Below are 22,649 nucleotides of genomic sequence, written 5' to 3' on the forward strand. Positions count from 1 at the left end.
TATGGCACAAGAAGATGTTTTCAAGAAAATCGTCTCTCACTGCAAGGAATACGGATTCGTGTTCCCAAGCAGCGATATCTACGACGGACTGGCAGCAGTGTATGACTATGGACAGAATGGTGTGGAACTGAAGAACAACATCAAGGAATATTGGTGGAAGAGCATGGTGTTGCTCCACGACAACATCGTGGGCATTGACTCTGCAATCTTCATGCACCCTACGATATGGAAGGCCAGCGGACACGTTGACGCCTTCAACGACCCGCTAATCGACAACCGCGACTCAAAGAAGCGCTATCGTGCTGATGTGCTCATCGAAGACCAGATCGGCAAGTATGAGGAGAAGATAGAAAAGGAAATCGCCAAGGCACGCAAACGCTTCGGCGACAGCTTTGATGAGGCTAAGTTCCGCGAGACCAACCCTCGCGTGCTGGAGCATCAGAAGAAGCGTGACGACCTTCATGCACGCTACACAGAGGCAATGCAGGGACCAAACCTGGAGGCTCTGAAGCAGATTATCATTGACGAGGAAATCGTTGACCCTATCAGCGGAACAAAGAACTGGACCGACGTGCGTCAGTTCAACCTCATGTTCTCTACAGAGATGGGTTCCACTTCTGATGCAGCAAGCAAGATTTATCTGCGTCCTGAAACAGCACAGGGTATCTTCGTTAACTATCTCAATGTGCAGAAGACCGGACGTATGAAGATTCCATTCGGTATCGCACAGATCGGAAAGGCATTCCGCAACGAGATTGTGGCACGCCAGTTCATTTTCCGTATGAGAGAGTTCGAACAGATGGAGATGCAGTTCTTCGTGAAGCCGGGCACAGAGAAGGAGTGGTTCTCGAAATGGAAGGAGTTCCGTATGAAATGGCATCAGGCACTGGGCTTCGGAGCTGACAATTATCGTTTCCACGACCACGAGAAACTCGCCTTCTATGCCAATGCAGCTACCGACATCGAGTTCAAGATGCCGTTTGGATTCAAGGAGGTTGAGGGTATCCACAGCCGTACCGACTATGACCTGAAGCAGCACGAGAAATTCTCCGGCCGTTCAATCAAATACTTCGACCCACAGACAAACGAGAGCTATACTCCGTATGACATCGAGACAAGTATCGGTGTCGACCGTATGTTCCTCTCTATCATGTGTCACTCATACGAGGAGGAGAAGCTGGAGAACGGCGAGACACGTGTTGTGCTCAAGTTGCCGGCAGCACTCGCTCCGGTGAAACTCGCTGTATTGCCGTTGGTGAAGAAAGACGGACTGCCAGAGAAGGCTCGCGAAATCATCAACAACCTGAAGTTCCATTTCAACTGCCAGTACGACGAGAAGGACACCATCGGCAAGCGCTACCGTCGTCAGGATGCCATCGGAACACCATACTGCGTTACCGTTGACTACGACACACTCAAGGACAACTGCGTGACGCTGCGTTTCCGTGACACAATGGAACAGGAGCGCGTAAGCATCGACGATCTCAACAGCATCATCGAAGACAAGGTGAGCATTGCAAGTCTGCTCAAGAAATTGCAGTAATATAACGATTATAGATGAAGAACAAATATTTTTTCGCCTTAGCCATCCTGTGCGGAATGGCACTCGGACTCGTCACGGCATGTAGCGAGACAGACAACGAACTGATTGAATATCCCAACTGGGAGAAACGCAACGTTGCCTATTTCGACAGTATCTACAATGTGGCGATAGAGAACAGAGACGGTATGTGGGATACCATACGCTGCTGGTCGATGAGCGAGAACAACACTACGCTCTCTCGCACGAACTATATCGTGGTGCACAAAGAGGAGGTGGGCACCGGAAGCGGTTGTCCGCTATACTCCGACTCCGTGCTCGTGCATAACCAAGGTAAACTGCTGCCTTCTACAAGCCATCCGCAGGGATATTTCTTCGAGAAGAGCTACGAGGGAGACTTCGACAGCTACAATCCGCTGACGGCACGGGCAAAGAAATGGGCGGTAAACATATTGGTTGACGGATATGTCACAGCATTGCAGCGCATGCACATCGGAGACCGCTGGCGTGTGTATATGCCATGGACAATGGGATATGGCACAACGGATTACAATGGAATTCCGGCATACAGTGTGCTGATATGGGACATCAAGCTTCTCGGATATTATCATCCGGGAGCAGTAGTGCCCGATCAGAACGCCAAAGACCATGCTTCCTCTCTGTGGACAATGGAGTAGGGACGTTCCACTCTTCTGAAACAAATCCAAACCAGTCATTAGGGCTTACTTGCAAGCAGTTATACTGCTACTACAATAAGCGGCCGGCTGACCATTTCGGGACAAAGCCCAGGCAAGCCTGATATCTGGCTGATTGTGGCAAAATAATAACAGCCTAAGACAGTTGATATGTTCTCTGTCTTAGGCTGTTTGCGTTTTCTGTATTTTCGGCGTCAGAGCGTTTGTATTTCCATTATCAGCATCGTTAGGTTGTTTGCGCTTTCATTATCAGCGTCGTCAGACCGTTTGTGCTCCAGTATCTGTGTCGTCATACTGTTTGTGTCTTCAGAATCAGCGTGGCAAGCTGAACTTGCCACGCTGTGATACCGGACAAATCGTTCGTATATTAGAAGTGATATTTCGTACCGATGCTGAATCGCAGTTCCACCTTTATCGGACTGCAGCAGACGGATGTTTCGAGATTCTTTGTATACATTGTGGCTGAAGGTTCGAAATACAGTTCCGTATGGGGCGTCACCATGACACCGGTCTGGATGGCGGCGTGGATTCCAGGAGCGAAGTTCGTTGAGCGGTGTTTCTTGGTGCTTGCTGCCACCTGAGCTCCTATCAGTCCAGTCAGCTGTATAGACTGGTCTTCAGTAGATTCTCCGGTTATGGCACTCTTCAGGTTCATCATATAGTCGGCACGTAGAGCAGTTACGGTCTTGCTTCCCAATCTGTGCGACGGCACCACCGTGTTGCCCACCGAAGCCTGTATACCACTCACCTGATTGAACCATCGGCCATATCCCACATCGGTAAGAATCGTCAGGTTTCTTCCTAAGCTGCCGCCCAAAGCCAGGTTTCCGGAGTATATACCCGTTCCTGCACCGAGGAATACGAAGTTCTTCTTCGTCGGAGCCTCGTCGAGGTCCTTGTTGCGGTCGCTGCGCTGCAAGAAATATTCCACACCCACCTGCACCTGTGGTTGCAGACGGTGGGAGCGTGCTCCTTTGTAGCGTGATGTCAGTTCATATCCCAACTGTGTCTCTGCCAGTATGTTCACATTCGGCGACACCCTGAATGCGAGCTGTCCGCCACCATGCACATCGGTGTTCAGACGAGTGTAGTCGGAGTGGTCAGCACCGAGGTTCACACCCAATAGAGATCTCACGGAGAGCGTTCTTGTGTTGTCGCATCCATAAGTCAGTGCAGTGAGGTCAGTCATCCAGTCGAAGCCAGCCGTAGCCACACCATAGTAGTTCTTGTTTATCGGTCTGCCGAACATACCCTGCAGACTGTATCTCCATCCCGTCATCGGTGCTGTCCAATGAGTGTAGCTCATTCTGACGACAGGCATGTAGCGTTTCCATTCGTTGTATTGGAACAGTCTTACTGCCGCTCCTCCAGTCAGGGCGAAGCTGCTCCTCCTCATTGCCGCTGCTCCCTCGTTGTCGTGTATCTTCCTTGACAGTCCCTCGTGGTATGTATATACGAATCCGGCAAGCAGAGATGCCGTGGCGTCGATGTTGCCGAAGGTATATGCTTTAGGCGCCCATCTGTGGTTGTATGCGTCGACGCGCGGTTCCAACACGAAGTTGATGTCGCGCGACAGGCGGAAGTTTGCCTGCAGTCCGGCACCGGCATTCCATGTATATCTGTTGCTTGAACGAGCGTCTCTCGAATAGTTGTATCCCACACCCGCTATGGTGTTCATCCAGAATCTGCGGTCCGGATTCAGTCCGCCGAAGGCATTGTGCAGGTTCAGCAGATAGTCGAGTCTTGCTCCTATGGCTCTCACCCTTGTGCCGTTGTGTTGGTCAAACGTTGTGGTGTTGAGGTTTATCTGCAGAGCGTTGCAGTTGTCCATCCATTTTCCGAGCGACACCCCTACGGTCATTCCCATATTCTCTTTCCATTCGTCGATGGCTGCACTTCCCATATACATTGGTCCTGCCATGACGCTGGCGAATAAGCCGTCGGCGAAAGAATGTGGGGAAACGTAGTTGCCGCGGGTGTTGCTGCGCCTCTCGTCGGGCATACGCACTCCGAATCCCATTGTCACGCTTGCCATGGGGTGCAGGTTGCGCCATGTGGCAGTCTGCGCCACATTGTCTTGTGCCACTCCCACACGCGGTTCGAGATAGAAATATGTGATGTCAGAGAATGCGAACTGTCCCCTCATTCCGAGGTGCGCACCGAATCCGTGGTCGTTGTTGTTGTATGCTCGTGAATATGTGGCGTCGATTCCGGCGATGCCATACAGTTCGAAAGGCTTCTGGCGGTAAGTGCTTCCCGGCTGTGCTATCGCCGTGATGTTGAGCATGTAGTCAAGGGCAGCAGTGGCGAATTTCACTTTCTTGTCGGCAATTCTGTATGCACCCCCATTGAAGTTGAGGCGCAGTCCGTGTTCTGGTGATATCCAGTCACCGATGCCCAGTTCTGCCGTAGGTCCCAGTGCTACGTCGTGGCGTCCCATGAGGTTGCCGCCAAATCCGAATTCCATGAACATGTGGTCCATGAACTTCTTGTTCTTGTATGATTTCGCCACCTGTGGTCTCTGCAGCATATAGTTCAGCGCACTGCTGTCCAGCTGTGCGTAGGAGCTGAGTGGTGCGCCAACTGCCATCAGTGCGCATATTATGATGATGTTTTTTCTTTTCATGTTTATGTCCTTTTATTTATCCATAGACAAGAGGTCGTTCACGTCGCCGTCCACCTTTGCCGTTTCTTTCAGCGATGGATCCATGTCGAACGACTTTTTCAGTTCTTTGTATGCCTCAGCCGGGTCGTTGGTCCTGTTCAGGCAGATGGCACGCAGATAGTGTGTTGTGGCATCCTCGTCGGGAAGCTGCTTGCTGAGTTTCAGAGCCTCGTCGTTGCGTTTCATGGCGAGCAGCATCACCACTTCGTTGCGTGTGCTTGTCTTGGCTATCGTTGCGTAGTTGTCGTCGAATCTGCCGTTCAGCACGGCGTTCACGGCGAGCATCGTGTGTGTTGCGTCATTGTCGGTGATGAAGCGTGCCACGGAGTCGGACTCCGTGAACAGACCTTCGTTGAGCAGTGCTATCACCTGGTTTATGTTCACCTCCTGTGGCGCCTTTTCTCCGGCGAATGGTCTCAGCAGCGACGGGTCAGCCTTTCTGCTGCTGATGAGTGAGGCTGAGAGGTCGTTGGCTGCCGCCATGAATGATGGATACACCTCCAGTGCCTGTCGCATGATTGTCTGCCGCTTCAGCGAGTCGGTCTCAGAGCGGTAAAGTTTGAAGAACTCGAATTTAGAGAGCTGCTTGTAGTCCTGCTGATACAGTTCGTTTATCTCGTCCGCCGTCAGTGTGCGGTATATGTTGTAGTGCAGCGTGTATTCCACCCGGCGCAGATGCGGCAGGTAGTTCTTGGCAATCAGCTTCTTGTAGTATGGCAGTTTTCTCACCGCTTGTCCCTGCATGTCGATGTTCTTCTGCCGGTCAATGATTCTTTCAATGCTGGCGGCCTGGTCGGTCAGACTGTCGCGGCGCATCATGTCAGCCACCTCTTTCCATGGTGCCACATTAGCGTGGCTCTTGAATTCCATGCCGTTTGTCATTCCTCTTGGCAGGGCCTTTTTCAGAAAGCCGAGAGCATAGTCCATACGCTCCTTTGCCAATGTTAGGTTCTGGCGGTATTTTCCTTCTGGCGATGACTGTCCCCTCAGTTCCAGAGAGTTCAGTGTCGCTCCTTTAGATTGGGATATAGTCTCGATTTGCGCACTCAATTTCTCTATCTCCTCAGCGTTCTGAGGGTCTGAACTGTCGAACACCGCTTTGCCGACAGGGAATTTCAGGTTCACCTCTCCCTTGCTGTCGCGGAGCTGCGCCTCCGGTTTTGGTAGAAATGCCGAGTCGGAGAGCTGTTTTGATGCGAAGCTATAGTCGAGGAAGCGCAGCGGGTTCACTGTTCCGCGTGCTATCACCGTGGTGTCGCGGTATAGAATCCTGTTGTAGTTCTCTATCGCCATATACACATCGCATGAGAAGTCATCCTTGATATGCTCCACGTATATAGAGTCGCTGTATCCGATGATGTCGTTGCTTCGTCCCTTCTCCCGTGTGCCCTTGCTCTTCACTGTGATGTATTTCGCCAGCGGGTCGCCTTTATCTTCATTGTTCATGTCGAAGTTGTATAGTCTGTCCTGGGTCTTGTTGTATACTCCGGCATCATATACCATAGGCTTCATCAGAGTCTTCTCGTTGCGTGTGGCGTTGTTCAGAATCGGCTGCACCACGAGTCTTGTGTTGTGGGAGAACATCTCCTTCGGCACTCTCACCCTTGTCTTCACGTAGAAGTAGTTGCCGTGTACCTCTATGTCGGTAGGCTCCGGCATGATCTTGTCCGTTATCCTTTTCTGTGATATCGTCACCTCGCTGAGCGAGATGTTCTCCTCGTCGAGAACGATGTGTAGTCTTGTCTTTCCCTTCACGTCCACTTCTTTTGTTTTCATTCCCACCATTGAGAAGCGGAGTCTTGCGTTGGATCTCACGTTTACGGCAAACCTTCCGTCCAGATCCGTTGTGGCGAGTGCACGGCGTGCTTTGGCATCTGTTACATTCACTCCGATGCAAGGTTTGTTGTCGCTTTTTGCCACCACCAGTCCCGTCACTCTTATCACGTCCTGTGCGGAGGCATTGATAGAGAGAAGCGAGAATAGCAATATTATGATAGAAGTGGTTCGAAGCGTCTTTGATAAAAAGTCCTGATTGTTCATAAAAGTAACTTTACCTTAATAGATATACAAATGAGATGCCTGCCTTCACAGGTATCGGTTTCCATTCTTTCACGTTTGCTGAGTTGGGTTGTGGTTCCTCCTTGTTCCAGCTCATTTCATGACAGTGTGCCATTCCGGCTCCGATAGTAGCCTCCAGGCTCCAGCGTTTCGACAATACGAAGCTGTAGCCATAGGTGAGTCCTCCTCCATAGAGGTCGCCAATGTGCCTTTTGCCGTTGTGAACGAAGTTGTAGTCGCAACCTATTCCGGCAATGCCGAGAAAATGTCCCGCCTGCGGACGGGCGCTGAACCAATATCTCACCTCCGGTGTTATCGCAGCGCCACGGGTGTCGATGTTGAATACTTTTATTCTGTTGTAAGCCGCTTCAAAATTGAATGTGATGTGGCGGTTGATACGGAATTCCGCACCGATGTTAGGTGTCGCCGCCGCCCAGTAGAGCGCATTCGTCTTGAGTGCCACCCTTTGTGCTTCAGCCAGCAGTGGAGAGCACGTCAGTGCTATTGCGGCAGCCAATATGTGCCATTTTTTTGATTTTCCTGAATGTTTGAGTGTCATGTTAATTACTTGTTAAGCATTAATACACTTCTACCCGCTCTGTCAGTGTGACGTAAACGGAAAGTGCTAAGCTTGATTAATTAAATAATGATTATTGTGTCTGATGTCGTTGCTTATTGTACCTTTTTAAAATGTCTTTTCCCAAGTCACTTGTCGTGTAACCGACATTCGCATCTCGGCAAACGATATGGGCAGAATAGAGTCTTACTTGCTTTTGAAAAATTACTGCTGCAAAATTATGAAAAATAATTTTGTTGTACAAACAAACCTATTAATAATATGTGTAATAGTGTCGATTACTTGACCTCGATTGCTTTCCTTTAGCGCTTTTGGTGGCTAAACCCCGAGCCGGTTCTCTCTTCTGAAACCTAAAGTCCAAGCCCTAACGACCGATTTGGGATAAATGGCCTAACGGTCGTTTGGATTAAAATATAATATGGTGTTGCGGTCTTGTAGACATCTCTTTTCAGCGGGAAACAATCTTTTTTTAATGAAAGTGAAAAAAATATCAAGAAAAGTTTGGAAGTTTAAAATAAACTCCTTACCTTTGCAACCGCTTAATGAGAGCAAGGGCGTTTAGCTCAGCTGGTTTAGAGCATCTGCCTTACAAGCAGAGGGTCGGCGGTTCGAATCCGTCAACGCCCACCAAACTCTTCATCAAGCCTTGGTCCGATTCCAAGATACATAACAATCGGGCGTTTAGCTCAGCTGGTTTAGAGCATCTGCCTTACAAGCAGAGGGTCGGCGGTTCGAATCCGTCAACGCCCACCAAAAGCAAGACTCGTTATCCATCCGATAGCGAGTTTTTTTTATCCCAAATCCGTTGGACCATAATTATCATTGTAATCATTAGTGTAATTATCTTTGTAATTCGCGGAATTTTGTATCTTTGCATAAGATAAGCTTCGGCTAGGCATAAGAAATAAATACATTTATTTCGTTCTGCTCTCGCCTTGCATTATCTTTGCATAAGATAAGCTGCATCTCAGCATAACAATCAAGCAAGCTTGTTGTTCTGCATTCGATTTGCATTATCTTTGCATAAGATAAGCTGCATCTCAGCATAACAATCAAGCAAGCTTGTTGTTCTGCATTCGGTTTGGATTATCTTTGCATAAGATAAGCTGCATCTCAGCATAACAATCAAATTAAATTGAAATGGAAAAGGATAAGATGGACGATAAAGGAACTATTACATCAACATCAACGTCAGGCGGCAATGCTGACAATACGAAGGCTATGCAGGGCACAGCCTATGCCATACTTATAATCATAAGCATATCCCATTTCCTCAACGACATGATACAGTCGGTGGTACCATCGATATATCCGATGATAAAAGAAGATTTCTCGCTTTCGTTCGCCCAGATCGGACTCATCACCTTCGTGTTTCAGTTGGCGTCATCCATCCTGCAGCCCTTCACCGGGCTCTATGCCGACCGCCATCCGCGGCCTTATGCCCTCTCGCTGGGCATGTGCTTCACACTGGCCGGACTCCTCCTGCTTGCCTTTGCCGGCAATTTCTGGATGATCATCCTCGCGGTGAGCGTCATCGGCTTCGGTTCCACTGTATTCCATCCCGAAGCCTCCCGAGTGGCGCAGATGGCATCGGGAGGCAAGAAAAGTCTTGCGCAGTCTATCTTCCAGGTGGGCGGCAACGGCGGGTCGGCCGTCGGACCGCTGTTGGCGGCAGTCATAGTGCTCCCTTTCGGACAGTGGGCAATCTCCTGGTTTGCCATCGCTGCAATATTCGCTTCGCTGATAATGCTGAAGGTGGGCAGATGGTATAAGGCGTTGATAGCCTACCGAGAGGATCATTCCATCGCCGCCCCAGCTCCCAACACGAGCATCTCGGAGCGTCGCAAACACATGGCGCTCATTATCCTCGTGGTGCTGGTATTCTCAAAATACTTCTATACGGCATGCATCACCAACTATTTCACATTCTTCCTCATCGACAAATTCCATGTCAGTGTGCAGACCTCACAGCTCTGCCTCTTCGCCTTCCTCGCTGCATTCGCCATCGGCACGGTGGCTGGCGGCATATTCGGCGACCGTTTCGGCAGGAAGTACGTGATATGGTTCTCCATCCTCGGTGCAGCTCCCTTCGCCTTGGCGTTGCCGTTTGTAGATAGCCTGTGGCTCACGGTGGTCATGGCGTTCATGTCAGGACTTGTCATAGCTTCGGCGTTCTCCTCCATCGTGGTGTATGCCACCGACCTCATGCCCGACAAGCTCGGACTCATCGCCGGTATCTTCTTCGGACTGATGTTCGGCCTTGGCGGTCTGGGGGCCGCCTTCTTCGGATGGCTCGCCGACAAGACCAGCGTTGACTATATCTTCCGTGTCAGCGCCTTCCTCCCGCTGCTCGGCATCGTGGCCGGACTGCTTCCGGATACCCGGAAGAAATAGCCGTTGCAGACACCCATAAGATAATATCCAATAAAAAAGCATCAGCTGATGCAAAACCGTATAATACTACTGCCTATGAAAATTCTGAATCCAATACGCTGGATGCTGGTGGCACTGCTCGTCATCGCATTCATATCATGCGGAAAGCGCACTCCCAAATACGTCATCGGCGTGTCGCAGTGCAGCGAGGACATTTGGCGCAAAAAGATGAACGATGAACTCCGCATCGCCACCTTACCCCATGACAACATAGAACTCCGTATCGTCTCTGCCGACGATGATGTGGATAAACAGATAAAGCAGATAGACAAGTTGGTGGAACAGGGCGTAGACCTCTTGATAGTAGCGCCGATACAGGGAGATGTGGCGAAGGCAATGGACAGAGCCTACGACAAGGGAATACCGGTGATAATGTTCGACCGCCGCACGTCATCCTCCAAATACACCGCATATATCGGTGCCGAAAACGAGGAGATGGGACGCAACATCGCAAAGTTCCTCTCCTCTCGTATCGACGGGAGCGGACGCATTCTCGAGATCTGCGGCCTGCAGTCGTCGTCGCCGGCAAAATCCCGTCTGGACGGTTTCGACCATGAGACAGCCCTTCATCCCAACATGAATATCGTGGGCCATCTGATGGCAGACTGGACCCAAGAGAGAGCCTACCATCTGATGGACTCCCTTCTGTCGGGCCCTCATGCCGAGTTCGACTACGTCTTCGCCCATAACGACCGCATGGCAAAAGGGGCGATAGAGGCAGCCAGGAAGCATCATCTGGATCTCGGCAAGATAAAGTTTCTCGGCATCGACGCCGTGGCGCTCGAAGGCGGCGGACTGCAGATGGTGAGAGACGGCGAACTGCTGGCTTCGTATATCTATCCCACACGGGGCGACAAAGTGTTGCAGCTGGCGTTGGACATATTAGAGAAGAGGAAGTTCAAGAGAGAAAACCTCCTCTCCTCGGCGCTCGTCACCACCGACAACGCTAACGTGCTGCTCATGCAAGACGAAGAAATGAAGCGCCAGAGCGACAATCTGATATCGCTGAGCCGCAGGGTGGAAAACACCACCAATGCCTTCGACACCCAGCGCAGCTATCTCTTCATGCTGCTCTTCCTCGTGGCGATGCTCATCATCGTCTGTGTGCTTGCCCTGAAGGCATATCTGGCAAAGAAGCGATACAATGCCCAGCTGCAGGAGAGCATTCAGAAGCAGAAGAAGATGACCGACGACATGGAGAGGATGACTCAGACGCAGTTGCGCTTCTTCACCAACATCTCACATGAGCTGCGCACTCCGCTCACCCTCATCTCCGGACCTGCCGAACGCTTGGCGGATAGTCCCACCATCAGTGGCGAAATGCGGAAACTCGTTGAGATGATACGTCGCAACGTTGGAATCCTCTCCCAGATGGTGAGTGAGATACTGGAGTTCCGCAAGATACAGAACGAGAAGGCGAAACTCTCTCTCAACCGCTTCGACATCGCCGCCGACCTGAAGGCATGGACAGAGGATTTCAGTGCCGTGGCAGAGAGAAAGGGCATCAGCGTAGGTGTGGAGACAAGCGAGGACCGCAGCATCGTGATTGCCGACCGTGAGAAGATAGCTCATGTGTTCTTCAACCTCATGACCAACGCCCTGAAATACACTCCGGCAAAGGGCACCATCACCGTGACGCTGGCTCATGCCGGCGGCAGATGCACGGTCAGCGTTGCAGACACCGGAAAGGGAATGTCGGAGGAAGACCAACGCCATATCTTCGAACGCTTCTATCAGACTGCCGACTCCGTGGGTGGCACGGGTATCGGACTCGCCATCGTGAAGGCTTATGTAGACTTACACCATGGAACGGTGCAGGTGGAGAGCCGGCAGGGCAGGGGATCCACCTTCTCCTTCGTCATCCCCGACTCCCAGCCGGGATATGACGCCACGCTTGACAAGCAGACCGAGATACAGTCCGACACGCAGCTCATCGACGATTATTCGGTGAAGGATGTCGTGGCGGAACGAAACCTCTCGCTGGTGACAGGCAGCGAAGACTACGACAGCGACCGCCCTCTCGTACTCGTCATCGACGACAATGCCGGCATGAGGTCGTATATACGTTCCGTTCTCTCGTCTTCATACAATGTGATGGAAGCGCAGAATGGCGAAGAGGGCCTCTCGGTGGCAAAGAAGAACGTGCCGCAGCTGGTGGTATGCGATGTCATGATGCCGGTGATGGACGGACTGGAATTCTGTCGCTGCATGAAGACCGACATCGCCACGAGCCACATCCCCGTGATACTTCTCACGGCAAGAACCTTGGAAGATCAGCGGATAGAGGGCTACAACACGGGAGCCGACTCCTACATCACCAAGCCATTCTCTGTCGACACCCTTATGGCACGTGTCGCCAACCTGCTGAAGAGCCGTTCGCAGCTGAAGCTCATCTTCTCCGGTTCGCAGCAGGAACAGCAGGAGCAGGACGCTCTCGGCGAGAAAGACCAGACCTTCGTCTCCCAGTTGCGCGATGCCATAAAGCGCCACATCCCCGATGCCGACTATTCCGTAGAAGACCTTGGCAGCGAGATGGGCCTCAGCCGTGTGCAGCTCTATCGCAAGGTGAAGGCGCTCACCGGCTATTCTGTGGTAGACCTCCTTCGCAAAGCCCGTCTGGCAAAGGCAAAGCGCCTGCTCGAAACCACCGACAAGAACATCTCCGAAGTAGCCTACGAAGTAGGTTTCACCACTTCGTCGTATTTCGCCAAGAGATTCAAGGAGGAATACGGAGTGAGACCGGGAGATGTGGAGTGATGACAGTCTATTGCGAATTTCCATATATCAACGAAATTTTCAAGAAAACCGTCAACCATTTGGTCGTGTAAGTGGAAGTGCTTATGAATCAGATACTTGTGTGTTATTTATGGCGAAAAAACCATCTGGTAATTGTCTGGACAGTTTAATGTTTTATTTACATTTGTCCGCTTTTGGCATCTCCTTTACGAACGTATTTTGCCTGTATTTTTGTTATTGGGTATGTTTGCCAAAACAAAACCATAAACAATGACAAGGACAACCGGCATTTCATGAATAAAACATAGACTTGCTATTCGTAAAACATAGACTTGTAATTCGTAAAATATTGACCTCGGATTTCCCCCACGCCGTGGGGAACAGAACCCCCTAATGTGGGGATGTCTTCCCCCTGGCGTGGGGGAAAATATGGGATGCCGAAAGGCATGATACTTCTATGATACATCTGTGATGCTTTTCTGTAAAATATCCAGAAAAGTATCATCTGGTTAAGTCTTTAGTCTATAGAGCTTTAGAGGCTTGGCGGCGGCCAAGAATGATACTATGATACTTCGCAGCACATATTGATTCCAGATGCGGCACTATAAACCCAAAACGGTCATTAGGGCTTGCTTGGATTTTGATTTTTAAAAGAGTGGATTTTGTTTGGCTTTTAATGAGTAATAGCGGGCTATTGCGAATTAAAAACAGGCAAAAGACGCCTTATAAATGACAAAAGACTGCAAGCAGTTGTAAAATATCACATTGAAACGGCCTAATGGTCGATTTGGGTTTAAAGGAAGAACAATAGGATATCGGTCAAGCAAAGAGTTGTAATCTTTGCTTGGCCGATTTCGGTTTTATGGATTTATCAAGAAATATACTGATTAATCGTAATTTTTTTTGCTTGTATGATTAATTATTGTATATTTGTAGCGTTGTTTCGCTTACAGAAAGAAACATTTTTGTCTTACTCTCAACATTTATGCTTATGAAGAGGAACTATCTATTCTTATTTGCATTTCTGCTCGCATTGCTGCCCCAGGTGGTGAATGCCGACACATGGTCGTTTGAGTGGAATACTTCAAAAACTAATGGCGGACAGGGATTCTATAACTTCGGCACAAACCGTGTGGAAAAGGATTTCTATACCGCAGAGCTGAACGGACTGCAGTGGAACATCTCTGCAGTGGGTACCACAACTTATGCTTATACGGCAAACAAAGGACAGTATGTCGGTTCTGCTTCCGAACCGCCATCAAGCGTCAGGCTCTGGACCGGCGGCATAGTCGGCAAGGTGACGGCAGTGCGCGTCAAAGCCTATCTGCAGAAAGCTGAATATGCCGGAGATGTCTCAGTGAAGGTGAACGGCAGCAGTTATCAGTGCGGCAAGTCGGCTTCGGCAAGTCTCTCTGCCGCAGAGACGGAGTTTGCATTCACCATAGCCGATGCCCGGGAAGGAGAGATAGAAATCACGATAAACCAGACGAGCGAGAACAAGGGACCTGTCTATCTGCGCAAGATAGAAGTGGACTACGAGAAGGAGCAGTCTGCCGTCATGCCGCCGGTATTCACACCAGCCGCCGGAACCTACGACGAGGCGCAGAGCGTGGCGATAACCACAGAGGCGACAACGGCGGCTGACCGTATCATATATTATACCACCGACGGCAGCAATCCTAAACTGGCCGACGGCTCCCGTATGACCTACACCGCTCCTCTGGATATCGCGGAGACCACCGTCGTAAAGGCCGTGGCGCAGGAAGGAGAGGAATACAGTGATGTGGTTGAGGCAAAGTATGTGATACGCAAAGATCCGCAGCTGAGCTTCTATCAGCAGAGAATCACGCTCACATCAGGCGATGACGGATATGCCGACCTGCTCAATCCGAACAAGCTGTCACCGATAGAATACAGTTCGTCGCAATGGGACGTATGTTCGGTTGACGACAAGGGATTTCTTGCCACTTCGTATGTGGAGTTCACTCAGACCGTTATCATCACTGCCACCTTTGCCGGCAATGACGAGTTCAAGCCGGGAGCGGCAAAGATGTTTGTCACCGTTGAGGCCAAGCAGCCGCTGAAGACTCCGGTGGTGACTCCGCCGGGCGGCACGTTCGACGCTCCGCAGGAGGTTACGGTGACTACCGATGACGAGAATGCCGTGACGATATGGTATTCCACCGAGGTAAAGGATGCCGAGGAATTCCAGGATGACTATACGAAGAGCACTGTAGTGGAAGGCAAGACCACCTCGTTTACTATAGACAAGAGCTGCACTCTGTATGTCATGACACGTGGATACAACCAGAATAGTGAGGTCGTTACGGCACAGTTCGTCATCAACGAACCGCTGAAGGCCGATTTCACCACCGACAGGGCGGCGACGGCATACTACGACCAGGGGTTTGACTCTGCAGAGGAGATGAATGATTGGACAGCAGACAACGGATGGAATCTTGTAAACAAGAAGTTCAGTTCTATAAAGGCAGACGACGCATATTCCATCGCAATATCCTATAATGCTCAGGAAACGGGCAATGCAGAGCTCACGAGTCCGGAGCTGACAATAGAGGAGGGGAGCAACGTTGAATTCTACGCATACTTCCAGGCGCCATACCTCGTTTTCGGCAAGTGGACATTCAACATCATTGATACAGAAACCAATGAGAGCGCCACTCTGCTGAATGCTTTCGACTGGGCGCAGGATAATTCTTATACAGGACCTGGCTGGAATAAATTCTCGTTCGACCTTGCTGCATACACAGGCAAGAAAGTGAAGTTCGTGTTCGACTATCCGTTTGGAGGCGAGGATCTTGCCCTTGATGGTTTCCGCCTTGTCAAGTCAGACCCTGCCGCAGCAGATGAGATTCATATCTTCGAAGGTGAGAGCATAACGTTCAAGAGTCTTGCCAAGGGCAGTCCGGAGACGCTGCAATGGGAATTCCCTGGTGCTGACACGGAGACCTCTGCAGAGGAGAATCCTGTGGTGAGATACAACGTGGCAGGAACCTATGATGTCACTCTCACCGTGAAGCGTGGTGACGAAAGCGACAAGATGGAGCGCAAGGGTCTGGTGGTGGTTTCACAGAAAGCTCCAACGGCTCTCATCGGATTGCCGGAAGAGGGATATGAGAGTCCGTGGGTTGGCGTGTTCGTGCCTACAGACGTTCCGGTGACGTTCCGCGACCTGTCAACTGGAAATCCTACGGAATGGAACTGGGTGTTCCAGTTTGCCGACAAGGAGACGAGCACGGAGCAGAATCCTACGGTGACGTTCATCAAGAAGGGCACCGTCAGCGTGGGCCTGACTGCGAAGAATGCCGCCGGACAGAGCAACGACGTATTGCAATATGCGGTGCAGGCAGGTGGCGCACAGTATGTGTGGAATATCAGCAGCGAGGAGAACAAGAGTCTTGAGAAGATCACTCTGGGCTGGTATGGCAACTATGCCGGTAGCAACTGGCTCGGCATCAACAAGTTTGCAGAGAAATACAAGGCGCCTCTGGCGAATGCCATCATTTCAGAGGTTGCGGTATACTTCGCTTCGGTAACGGCTCTCGATGCCGATTGTCCTATCGTGCTCACGGTGAATGCCGTGGCAGACAACGGTGAACCGGGAGAGGTGCTCGCCACATCTACGGTAAAGACGGCAGACTTGCAATATAGCGACGACGACTATCTTGCCACCAAGTTCAATCTCGACACTACGGTGGAACTGAAGGCCGGCGAGGAGTTCTTTGTAGTGGTGGGACCATTCCCTAACTCTTCTCTCGAAGAATCGCCGTATACCAGCGACGACATCTCCATCTTCTGTCTGCGCCGTGGTGAAGGCAACAAGAACACGGCATGGCAGCTCGTGGAGGATCAGGACGAAAATGGCAACGGACTCGGCTCCTTCAAGTGGTTTGAGAATACCGACGACCCTACGTCGATGGCTATCGCTCCATGTGTGGAATACAAGGGCAAGGTGGACGGCATAGTGACCGCCGGCTCTGATGTGCAGCAGAATGCCAAGGTGGTATCGGTATATACTGTCAGCGGACAGCTGACTGACGCTCCTCGTCATGGCGGAATGTATATCGTGAGATATTCTGATGGCACTTGCCGCAAGGTGATGTGGAAGTGATTCTTGGCGAGTAGACAAGTAAACAAGTAGACGAGTAGACAAGGAGATTAGTATTGCTTGTGATAGCAAGTTTTCAATACTAATGTTCTTTGTCTACTCGTCTTTTTGTCTCTTGCCCTCTCGTTAACTTGCCTCTTGTCTACTCGTCAACTTGTCAACTCGTCTACTTATAATAATGTGCATAGTTGAAGAAAGGTTCCGTGACGATGTTTTCGGCATCTTCCGTGAATGTGTGGCCGTAGGGGTCGCGGGCAATTATCCTTATCTTGGATTCGGCGCTCTTCGGCTCATAATAATATAGGTGGTTCATGATGAGATAGCTGTTCTGCTTGCTGATGAAGCGGAAGCTCGTTGCCACGGCATATTTGTGGTGGTAGCCGGTGGCGAAGGCGTCCTGTCCCTTTGAGTTGATGCGGTGCATGGGATATTCCACTCCGTTCTCTTCGGCAGTGATGCGCCAGCGGGAGTCGGCATTGAATACGTTGGCTACTATTATCCTGCGGTCGCGAGGAAGGTCCCAGTCGGCGGCATACGACTCGCCGTTGAAGTCGGTGTCGGCATGAAACAGTGTCATTTGCTTGTGGGCGTCCCAGAAGGTGCCTTTGTAGTAGCAGCTCACCATGCGGCCGCCTCTGAAGGTGTAAACGTAATATCCGTTCGGAGTGCCGCAGATGTTGATGTTCGACTGCCAGATGTTTCCGCAGGCGGCGGCATGGCAGTGTTCTATCACGTGGTGGCCGTCAATCTCCGTCTCGTGGTTGATGGCGAAATGCGTGTGTCCGCAGAACAGCTCGTAGCCTCCGCTGAATTCGCTGAGCAGCGAGAGCAATGCCGGCAGGCGCGATGATGAGTAGTGGCCCTTCTCATGAGCGGCGCTGAGAGGACGGGCTTTGCCGAAGGGACTGGTGCCGAAGGTGAAGGGGATGTGGTAGCAGAGCACCACCTTCTTGCTCTTGGGCGTCAGCGCCAGGTCTTGTCGCAGCCATTTCATCTGACTGTCGGAGAGTTCGCCGGGCGAATAGTATGAGGCGTATTTGCCGTGGAACCTCACGTTGTTGAAACACACATAGTGTTCGTTGCCGCGGTCGAATGAATAGTCTGTCGGTCCCCATGCCTCTTCCCATTTGTTCAGATATTCCGGGTTGTTGTCCTGGTCGTGGTTGCCGATGACGGAGAATATCCTCATATTCGACGAACCGAGAACTTCTCGTATCTGCTGTTCGAGCATCGGGTTGAAACCGCCGTAGTATTGCACGTCGTCGCCCATGCTGAGTCCGTAGATCGGCGTTTCTTGTGGCAGCGAACGTATCGTGCGCCTTATGTCAGCCATCGTTTCCGTGGCAAACCTCTCCACATCGCCGATTTCCAGCGGCTTGTCGTCGGGGCCGTTGTAGTATGGGTTGAAGTCGTTGGTCACCTGTGGATCGCCAAGCACTATCATCTTGTAGTATTTCTCCACTCCTCCCGCCAGCTTCTTCAGTGTGAAACTGTATCGCGACACACCTTTGATGATGGGCTTGTAGAAATGTGCGGTGTGGTCTTTTGCAGAGTGTACGGGCACCTCGCAGTCTGCCGGCACGGTGAAGAATACGAAGCGTGCAGTGGAGTCGTTGGGCAGTTTGTAGCGTCCCAGCGAGTCTGTGGCGGTGCAGTCGATGCCGTTGCTCACCACTACGCCGGCCATCGGGTTGCCTTCCGTATCGGTCACGGTGCCGTTGATGAACGGTGGGGTGGTGGGCTCCTTCTTTTCCTCTGGTTTCTTCTCTTCCGGTTTCCTTTCCGGTGCCTGCCTTTTCCTTGTCGCTATGCGGCGCACGGCGGTGGGCTTCTGTGGAAGCTCCTCTTCCATCCGCCAGCGCAGGGCATAGACTATTGCCGCTGCGCAGCATACGGCAGCGAGTATGGCGATTATCATATATTTGTTTTTCATTTACAGTATGCTCCTTCCTTGTTCTTCTTTTTGCTTGTCGTTGCGATACAATCCTGCAAATTTATGAAAAATATCGGTTCCAGAATCAAGGTTATAGATAAAAAAGAAACAAAAAATGCAGGCAACATTGTAAATATACTAATTATGATTACCTTTGCATGAATTTGCAAGTTTTTTGAAACAATCGATAAAACATCAATCGTAATGAAAAGAAATGAAATCTGCTACATCGTTGTTGTGGCTGTTATCGGCGTGTCGCTGTTGTTGGGATTCGCCGAAGAAGTGTTCGGACTCGACATGGGTTCGCTGTCGTGGATAGCACATTGGGTGTCGTCGCCGGTGGCTCTTGCCATCGGTTTCGCCTTCGCGTTGCTGCTGGGCAAGGCGTTCCCGGTGTTCAACAAAACGATGTCGAAAAAGCTCCTTCAGTATTCCGTCATCGGACTCGGTTTTGGAATGAATGTGGACAAGGCGCTCGCCTCTGGCAGCGAGGGAATGATATTCACCGTGGTCAGCGTGTTCGGCACGCTCGCCCTGGGATGGCTGTTCGGCAGAAAACTGCTCGGTGTGGACTCGCAGACGAGCTATCTGCTCAGTTCCGGCACGGCGATATGTGGCGGTTCGGCGATAGCTGCCGTCGGCCCTATCATCAAGGCTAAGGCAGAGAGCATGTCGGTGGCACTTGGCGTTGTGTTCGTGCTCAATGGCATAGCGCTATTCATCTTCCCATCCATCGGCGATGCCTTGGGGATGACGATGAAGCAGTTCGGAATGTGGGCGGCGATTGCCATCCACGACACCTCTTCTGTAGTGGGAGCCGGTGCGGCATACGACCAGATGCATCCCGACCTGGTGGCGAGCCAGGGCGTGAGCGCATTGGAGGTGGCTACCACCATCAAACTGACACGGGCGCTGTGGATAGTGGTTCTCGCTCTGGTCACTCCGTTCTTCTTCCGCCGTTCGCTGGCTCAGGCAGAGGGGGCTTCGAAACCATGGTATAGCTGTGTGCCTCGCTTCATCATCTGGTTTGTGGTGGCGATAATCTTCAATACCTACATCCTGAGCAACGCCTCGCTGATCGGTGATGCTGCAGCGTCGGTGGGTGGCGAGTTCAGCGGTGCCGTAGCGAAACTCGCCAAGCATCTCATCACTCTCTCGCTGTTCTTCATCGGAGCGTCGCTCACCAGGGAGACGCTGCGCAGCGTTGGCATCAAGCCGCTCATTCTGGGCGTGCTGCTTTGGGTGAGCATCAGCTGTGTCAGTCTTGCCTATATCTTCTGGGTGGGATGAGGCTGATTTGTTATCACTGACGGCATAATGACCGTCTGAAACTGAAAAAAAATGGGGGATGACCGGTCGCACTGACTGGTCATCCCCCTTGTCGATATTACATTGAACGGCCTAATGACCGATTTGGGTTTATTGTTTGTCCGCTATGTCTTTTCTGCGGCACGATACCAGATGGCGTCTACAGCGTTTACAGACTTCCCACCACGGTCTTGGCATCGTTGCCCTCGAAAACGCAAACGCTGCTCACTGGCTGATAGCTCATGTGTGAGTATTGGAACAGCTGCAGGGCGGCAAACTATCTAAACCGAGCGGAGAATACGATTGATAATGAAATTTTCGGATGATGCGCATGAGAGGGTGGGGAGTGTTGTATCTATGGGGCATGAAATAATGTCGCAGAAAGGGCGGCAGAAGTGGAAATTGCCGCTTCCTGTCTGACAAGATGTCATATCTTTGGCATAATGTGACATTGGCACAGGCTTTGCAAAATGATTGACGGATTGCGAAAGCAGTCTGAGAAATCAGTTAACAAAGAAATAATAAAAAATAGATACAATTATGGGAAAGATTATTGGAATCGACTTGGGTACAACAAACTCATGTGTTGCAGTGTTCGAAGGTAACGAACCGGTAGTAATCGCTAACAGCGAAGGTAAACGCACCACTCCATCAGTGGTAGGTTTCGTAAAAGACGGTGAGCGTAAGGTTGGTGACCCGGCAAAGCGTCAGGCCATCACAAACCCTAAGAATACGGTTTATTCTATCAAGCGTTTCATGGGTGAGACCTACGCACAGTGTGAAAAGGAAACAGGACGTGTGCCATTCACCGTTGTTAACGAGGGTGGTTACCCACGTGTAGACATCGAAGGACGTAAATATACTCCACAGGAAATTTCAGCCATGGTGCTGCAGAAGATGAAGAAGACTGCCGAGGACTATCTCGGACAGGAGGTGACAGACGCTGTCATCACAGTGCCTGCATACTTCTCTGACTCTCAGCGTCAGGCAACCAAGGAGGCTGGACAGATCGCAGGATTGAACGTTCGCCGTATCGTGAACGAGCCAACGGCTGCCGCTCTGGCATACGGAGTGGACAAGGCTAACAAGGACATGAAGATCGCTGTGTTCGACCTCGGTGGCGGTACATTCGATATCTCTATCCTCGAGTTTGGTGGCGGAGTGTTCGAGGTGCTCTCTACAAATGGTGACACACATCTCGGTGGTGATGACTTCGACCAGGTGATCATCGACTGGCTCGTGAACGGATTCAAGGCTGACGAGGGCATCGACCTCTCTAAGGATCCTATGGCTATGCAGCGTCTGAAAGAGGCTGCCGAGAAGGCAAAGATCGAGTTGTCAAGCTCTTCGTCTACAGAAATCAACCTGCCATACATCACGGCAGAAGGCGGTGTGCCAAAGCATTTGGTAAAGACTCTCACACGTTCACAGTTTGAGCAGCTGGCCCACAACCTGATTCAGGCTTGTCTTGTGCCATGCCAGAACGCTATCCGCGACGCAAAGCTCCAGACTTCAGATATCGACGAGGTAATCCTCGTAGGTGGTTCAAGCCGTATACCAGCAGTGCAGACTCTCGTGAAGAACTACTTCGGCAAGGAGCCTTCAAAGGGCGTTAACCCAGACGAGGTGGTTGCAGTGGGTGCTGCTATCCAGGGTGCCATCCTCAACAAGGAAGAGGGAGTTGGCGACATCGTATTGCTCGACGTTACTCCTCTGACTCTCGGTATCGAGACAATGGGTGGCGTGATGACAAAGCTTATCGACGCAAACACCACAATCCCTTGCAAGAAGAGTGAGACATTCTCTACAGCTGCCGACAACCAGACTGCCGTGACTATCCACGTGCTGCAGGGTGAGCGTCCGATGGCTGCCCAGAACAAGAGTATCGGTCAGTTCAACCTCGAGGGAATCGCACCGGCTCGTCGTGGTGTGCCACAGATTGAGGTGACATTCGATATCGATGCTAACGGTATCCTCAACGTTTCTGCAAAGGACAAGGCCACCGGTAAGGAGCAGGCAATACGTATCGAGGCTTCGTCAGGACTGAGCGAGGATGAGATCAACCGCATGAAGGCTGAGGCTGAGGCTAACGCCGCTGCCGACAAGGCTGAGCGCGAGAAGATCGACAAGATGAACCAGGCTGACTCTATGATATTCACCACAGAGAACTTCCTGAAGGACAATGGCGACAAGATTCCTGCCGACAAGAAGCCAGGCATCGAACAGGCTCTCCAGCAGCTCAAGGATGCTCACAAGAGTGGTGACGTGGCTGCCATCGACACTGCCATCAACAACCTCAACACCGTTATGCAGGCTGCCTCACAGCAGATGTATCAGGGTGCTCAGCCAGGTGCTGACGCAGGTGCCGGCTTCAACGGAGCCAACGCCGGTGGCACCCAGAACAACGCCGGCTCACAGAGCAACGGTGCCGACGACGTTCAGGACGCAGACTTCGAGGAGGTCAAATGAGACCAATAAGTAAAGACATAACAAAACACTATCAAATAGCGTGTAGCTCAATGAGTTACACGCTATTTGCATTTTATAGGCTCATGTTTTCTATGTGCTTATTCTGCTT

At 51.1% G+C, this 22,649-nt stretch carries 11 protein-coding genes and 2 tRNA genes; 9 read left to right on the top strand and 4 right to left on the bottom strand.

Annotated elements, in window-relative coordinates; translation table 11 throughout:
• Nucleotide 1: 1 nt before the first annotated feature.
• The gene (locus ST42_RS04935) at nucleotides 2-1,543 is read left to right on the top strand and encodes a glycine--tRNA ligase (protein WP_022316270.1); all 1,542 of its coding nucleotides are present in this window, start codon (nucleotides 2-4) and stop codon (nucleotides 1,541-1,543) included.
• Nucleotides 1,544-1,557: 14 nt separating this feature from the next.
• Nucleotides 1,558-2,217 carry an FKBP-type peptidyl-prolyl cis-trans isomerase gene (locus ST42_RS04940; RefSeq protein WP_042520102.1) on the top strand — a complete coding sequence of 220 codons (660 nt, stop codon included), beginning with the start codon at nucleotides 1,558-1,560 and terminating at the stop codon, nucleotides 2,215-2,217.
• 385 nt (nucleotides 2,218-2,602) lie between these two features.
• On the opposite strand, the gene ST42_RS04945 is transcribed toward ST42_RS04940, so the two are convergent.
• The 3 genes from ST42_RS04945 to ST42_RS04955 are packed head-to-tail and all read right to left on the bottom strand — an operon-like array spanning nucleotide 2,603 to nucleotide 7,517.
• Nucleotides 2,603-4,861, bottom strand: coding sequence for a hypothetical protein (locus tag ST42_RS04945; protein WP_044072611.1), 2,259 nt, complete (start codon nucleotides 4,859-4,861; stop codon nucleotides 2,603-2,605).
• 12 nt (nucleotides 4,862-4,873) lie between these two features.
• On the bottom strand, nucleotides 4,874-6,940 hold the full coding sequence (locus ST42_RS04950; RefSeq protein WP_044072613.1) for a carboxypeptidase-like regulatory domain-containing protein: 2,067 nt from the start codon (nucleotides 6,938-6,940) through the stop codon (nucleotides 4,874-4,876).
• Between the two features lie 10 nt (nucleotides 6,941-6,950).
• Complete coding sequence (locus tag ST42_RS04955) at nucleotides 6,951-7,517, bottom strand: DUF3575 domain-containing protein (protein ID WP_052484658.1); 567 nt, start codon at nucleotides 7,515-7,517, stop codon at nucleotides 6,951-6,953.
• Nucleotides 7,518-8,087: 570 nt separating this feature from the next.
• Here ST42_RS04955 and ST42_RS04960 point away from each other — a divergent pair.
• The 5 genes from ST42_RS04960 (at nucleotide 8,088) to ST42_RS13120 (ending at nucleotide 16,833) form a co-directional block, all read left to right on the top strand.
• A tRNA-Val gene (locus ST42_RS04960) sits at nucleotides 8,088-8,165 on the top strand.
• 45 nt (nucleotides 8,166-8,210) lie between these two features.
• Nucleotides 8,211-8,288, top strand: a tRNA-Val gene (locus ST42_RS04965).
• Nucleotides 8,289-8,756: 468 nt separating this feature from the next.
• The gene (locus ST42_RS04970) at nucleotides 8,757-9,929 is read left to right on the top strand and encodes an MFS transporter (protein ID WP_044072623.1); all 1,173 of its coding nucleotides are present in this window, start codon (nucleotides 8,757-8,759) and stop codon (nucleotides 9,927-9,929) included.
• A gap of 75 nt (nucleotides 9,930-10,004) precedes the next feature.
• Complete coding sequence (locus tag ST42_RS04975) at nucleotides 10,005-12,725, top strand: hybrid sensor histidine kinase/response regulator transcription factor (RefSeq protein WP_044072614.1); 2,721 nt, start codon at nucleotides 10,005-10,007, stop codon at nucleotides 12,723-12,725.
• A 970-nt stretch (nucleotides 12,726-13,695) separates the two neighbouring features.
• Nucleotides 13,696-16,833 (top strand): chitobiase/beta-hexosaminidase C-terminal domain-containing protein, encoded by a 3,138-nt coding sequence (locus ST42_RS13120; protein ID WP_197068908.1) that lies wholly within the window; start codon nucleotides 13,696-13,698, stop codon nucleotides 16,831-16,833.
• Between the two features lie 163 nt (nucleotides 16,834-16,996).
• On the opposite strand, the gene ST42_RS04985 is transcribed toward ST42_RS13120, so the two are convergent.
• Nucleotides 16,997-18,763 carry a calcineurin-like phosphoesterase C-terminal domain-containing protein gene (locus ST42_RS04985; protein WP_052488235.1) on the bottom strand — a complete coding sequence of 589 codons (1,767 nt, stop codon included), beginning with the start codon at nucleotides 18,761-18,763 and terminating at the stop codon, nucleotides 16,997-16,999.
• Between the two features lie 204 nt (nucleotides 18,764-18,967).
• Between ST42_RS04985 and ST42_RS04990 the strand changes: the two genes are divergently transcribed.
• Complete coding sequence (locus ST42_RS04990) at nucleotides 18,968-20,053, top strand: YeiH family protein (RefSeq protein ID WP_044072616.1); 1,086 nt, start codon at nucleotides 18,968-18,970, stop codon at nucleotides 20,051-20,053.
• 558 nt (nucleotides 20,054-20,611) lie between these two features.
• A complete protein-coding gene (dnaK, locus tag ST42_RS04995; RefSeq protein WP_044072619.1) occupies nucleotides 20,612-22,540 on the top strand; it encodes a molecular chaperone DnaK in 1,929 nt (642 codons plus the stop codon).
• Nucleotides 22,541-22,649: the final 109 nt, after the last annotated feature.

The sequence above is a fragment of the Prevotella pectinovora genome (assembly GCF_000834015.1).
Taxonomy (GTDB): domain Bacteria; phylum Bacteroidota; class Bacteroidia; order Bacteroidales; family Bacteroidaceae; genus Prevotella; species Prevotella pectinovora.

Excerpts from the sequence above, each read along its gene's own strand:
- ST42_RS04940 (WP_042520102.1), top strand. The coding sequence starts at position 1,558 with ATGAAGAACAAATATTTTTTCGCCTTAGCCATCCTGTGCGGAATGGCA.
- dnaK (WP_044072619.1), top strand. The coding sequence starts at position 20,612 with ATGGGAAAGATTATTGGAATCGACTTGGGTACAACAAACTCATGTGTT.
- ST42_RS13120 (WP_197068908.1), top strand. The coding sequence starts at position 13,696 with ATGAAGAGGAACTATCTATTCTTATTTGCATTTCTGCTCGCATTGCTG.
- ST42_RS04975 (WP_044072614.1), top strand. The coding sequence starts at position 10,005 with ATGAAAATTCTGAATCCAATACGCTGGATGCTGGTGGCACTGCTCGTC.
- ST42_RS04990 (WP_044072616.1), top strand. The coding sequence starts at position 18,968 with ATGAAAAGAAATGAAATCTGCTACATCGTTGTTGTGGCTGTTATCGGC.
- ST42_RS04955 (WP_052484658.1), bottom strand. The coding sequence starts at position 7,517 with ATGACACTCAAACATTCAGGAAAATCAAAAAAATGGCACATATTGGCT.
- ST42_RS04935 (WP_022316270.1), top strand. The coding sequence starts at position 2 with ATGGCACAAGAAGATGTTTTCAAGAAAATCGTCTCTCACTGCAAGGAA.
- ST42_RS04985 (WP_052488235.1), bottom strand. The coding sequence starts at position 18,763 with ATGAAAAACAAATATATGATAATCGCCATACTCGCTGCCGTATGCTGC.
- ST42_RS04945 (WP_044072611.1), bottom strand. The coding sequence starts at position 4,861 with ATGAAAAGAAAAAACATCATCATAATATGCGCACTGATGGCAGTTGGC.
- ST42_RS04970 (WP_044072623.1), top strand. The coding sequence starts at position 8,757 with ATGCAGGGCACAGCCTATGCCATACTTATAATCATAAGCATATCCCAT.
- ST42_RS04950 (WP_044072613.1), bottom strand. The coding sequence starts at position 6,940 with ATGAACAATCAGGACTTTTTATCAAAGACGCTTCGAACCACTTCTATC.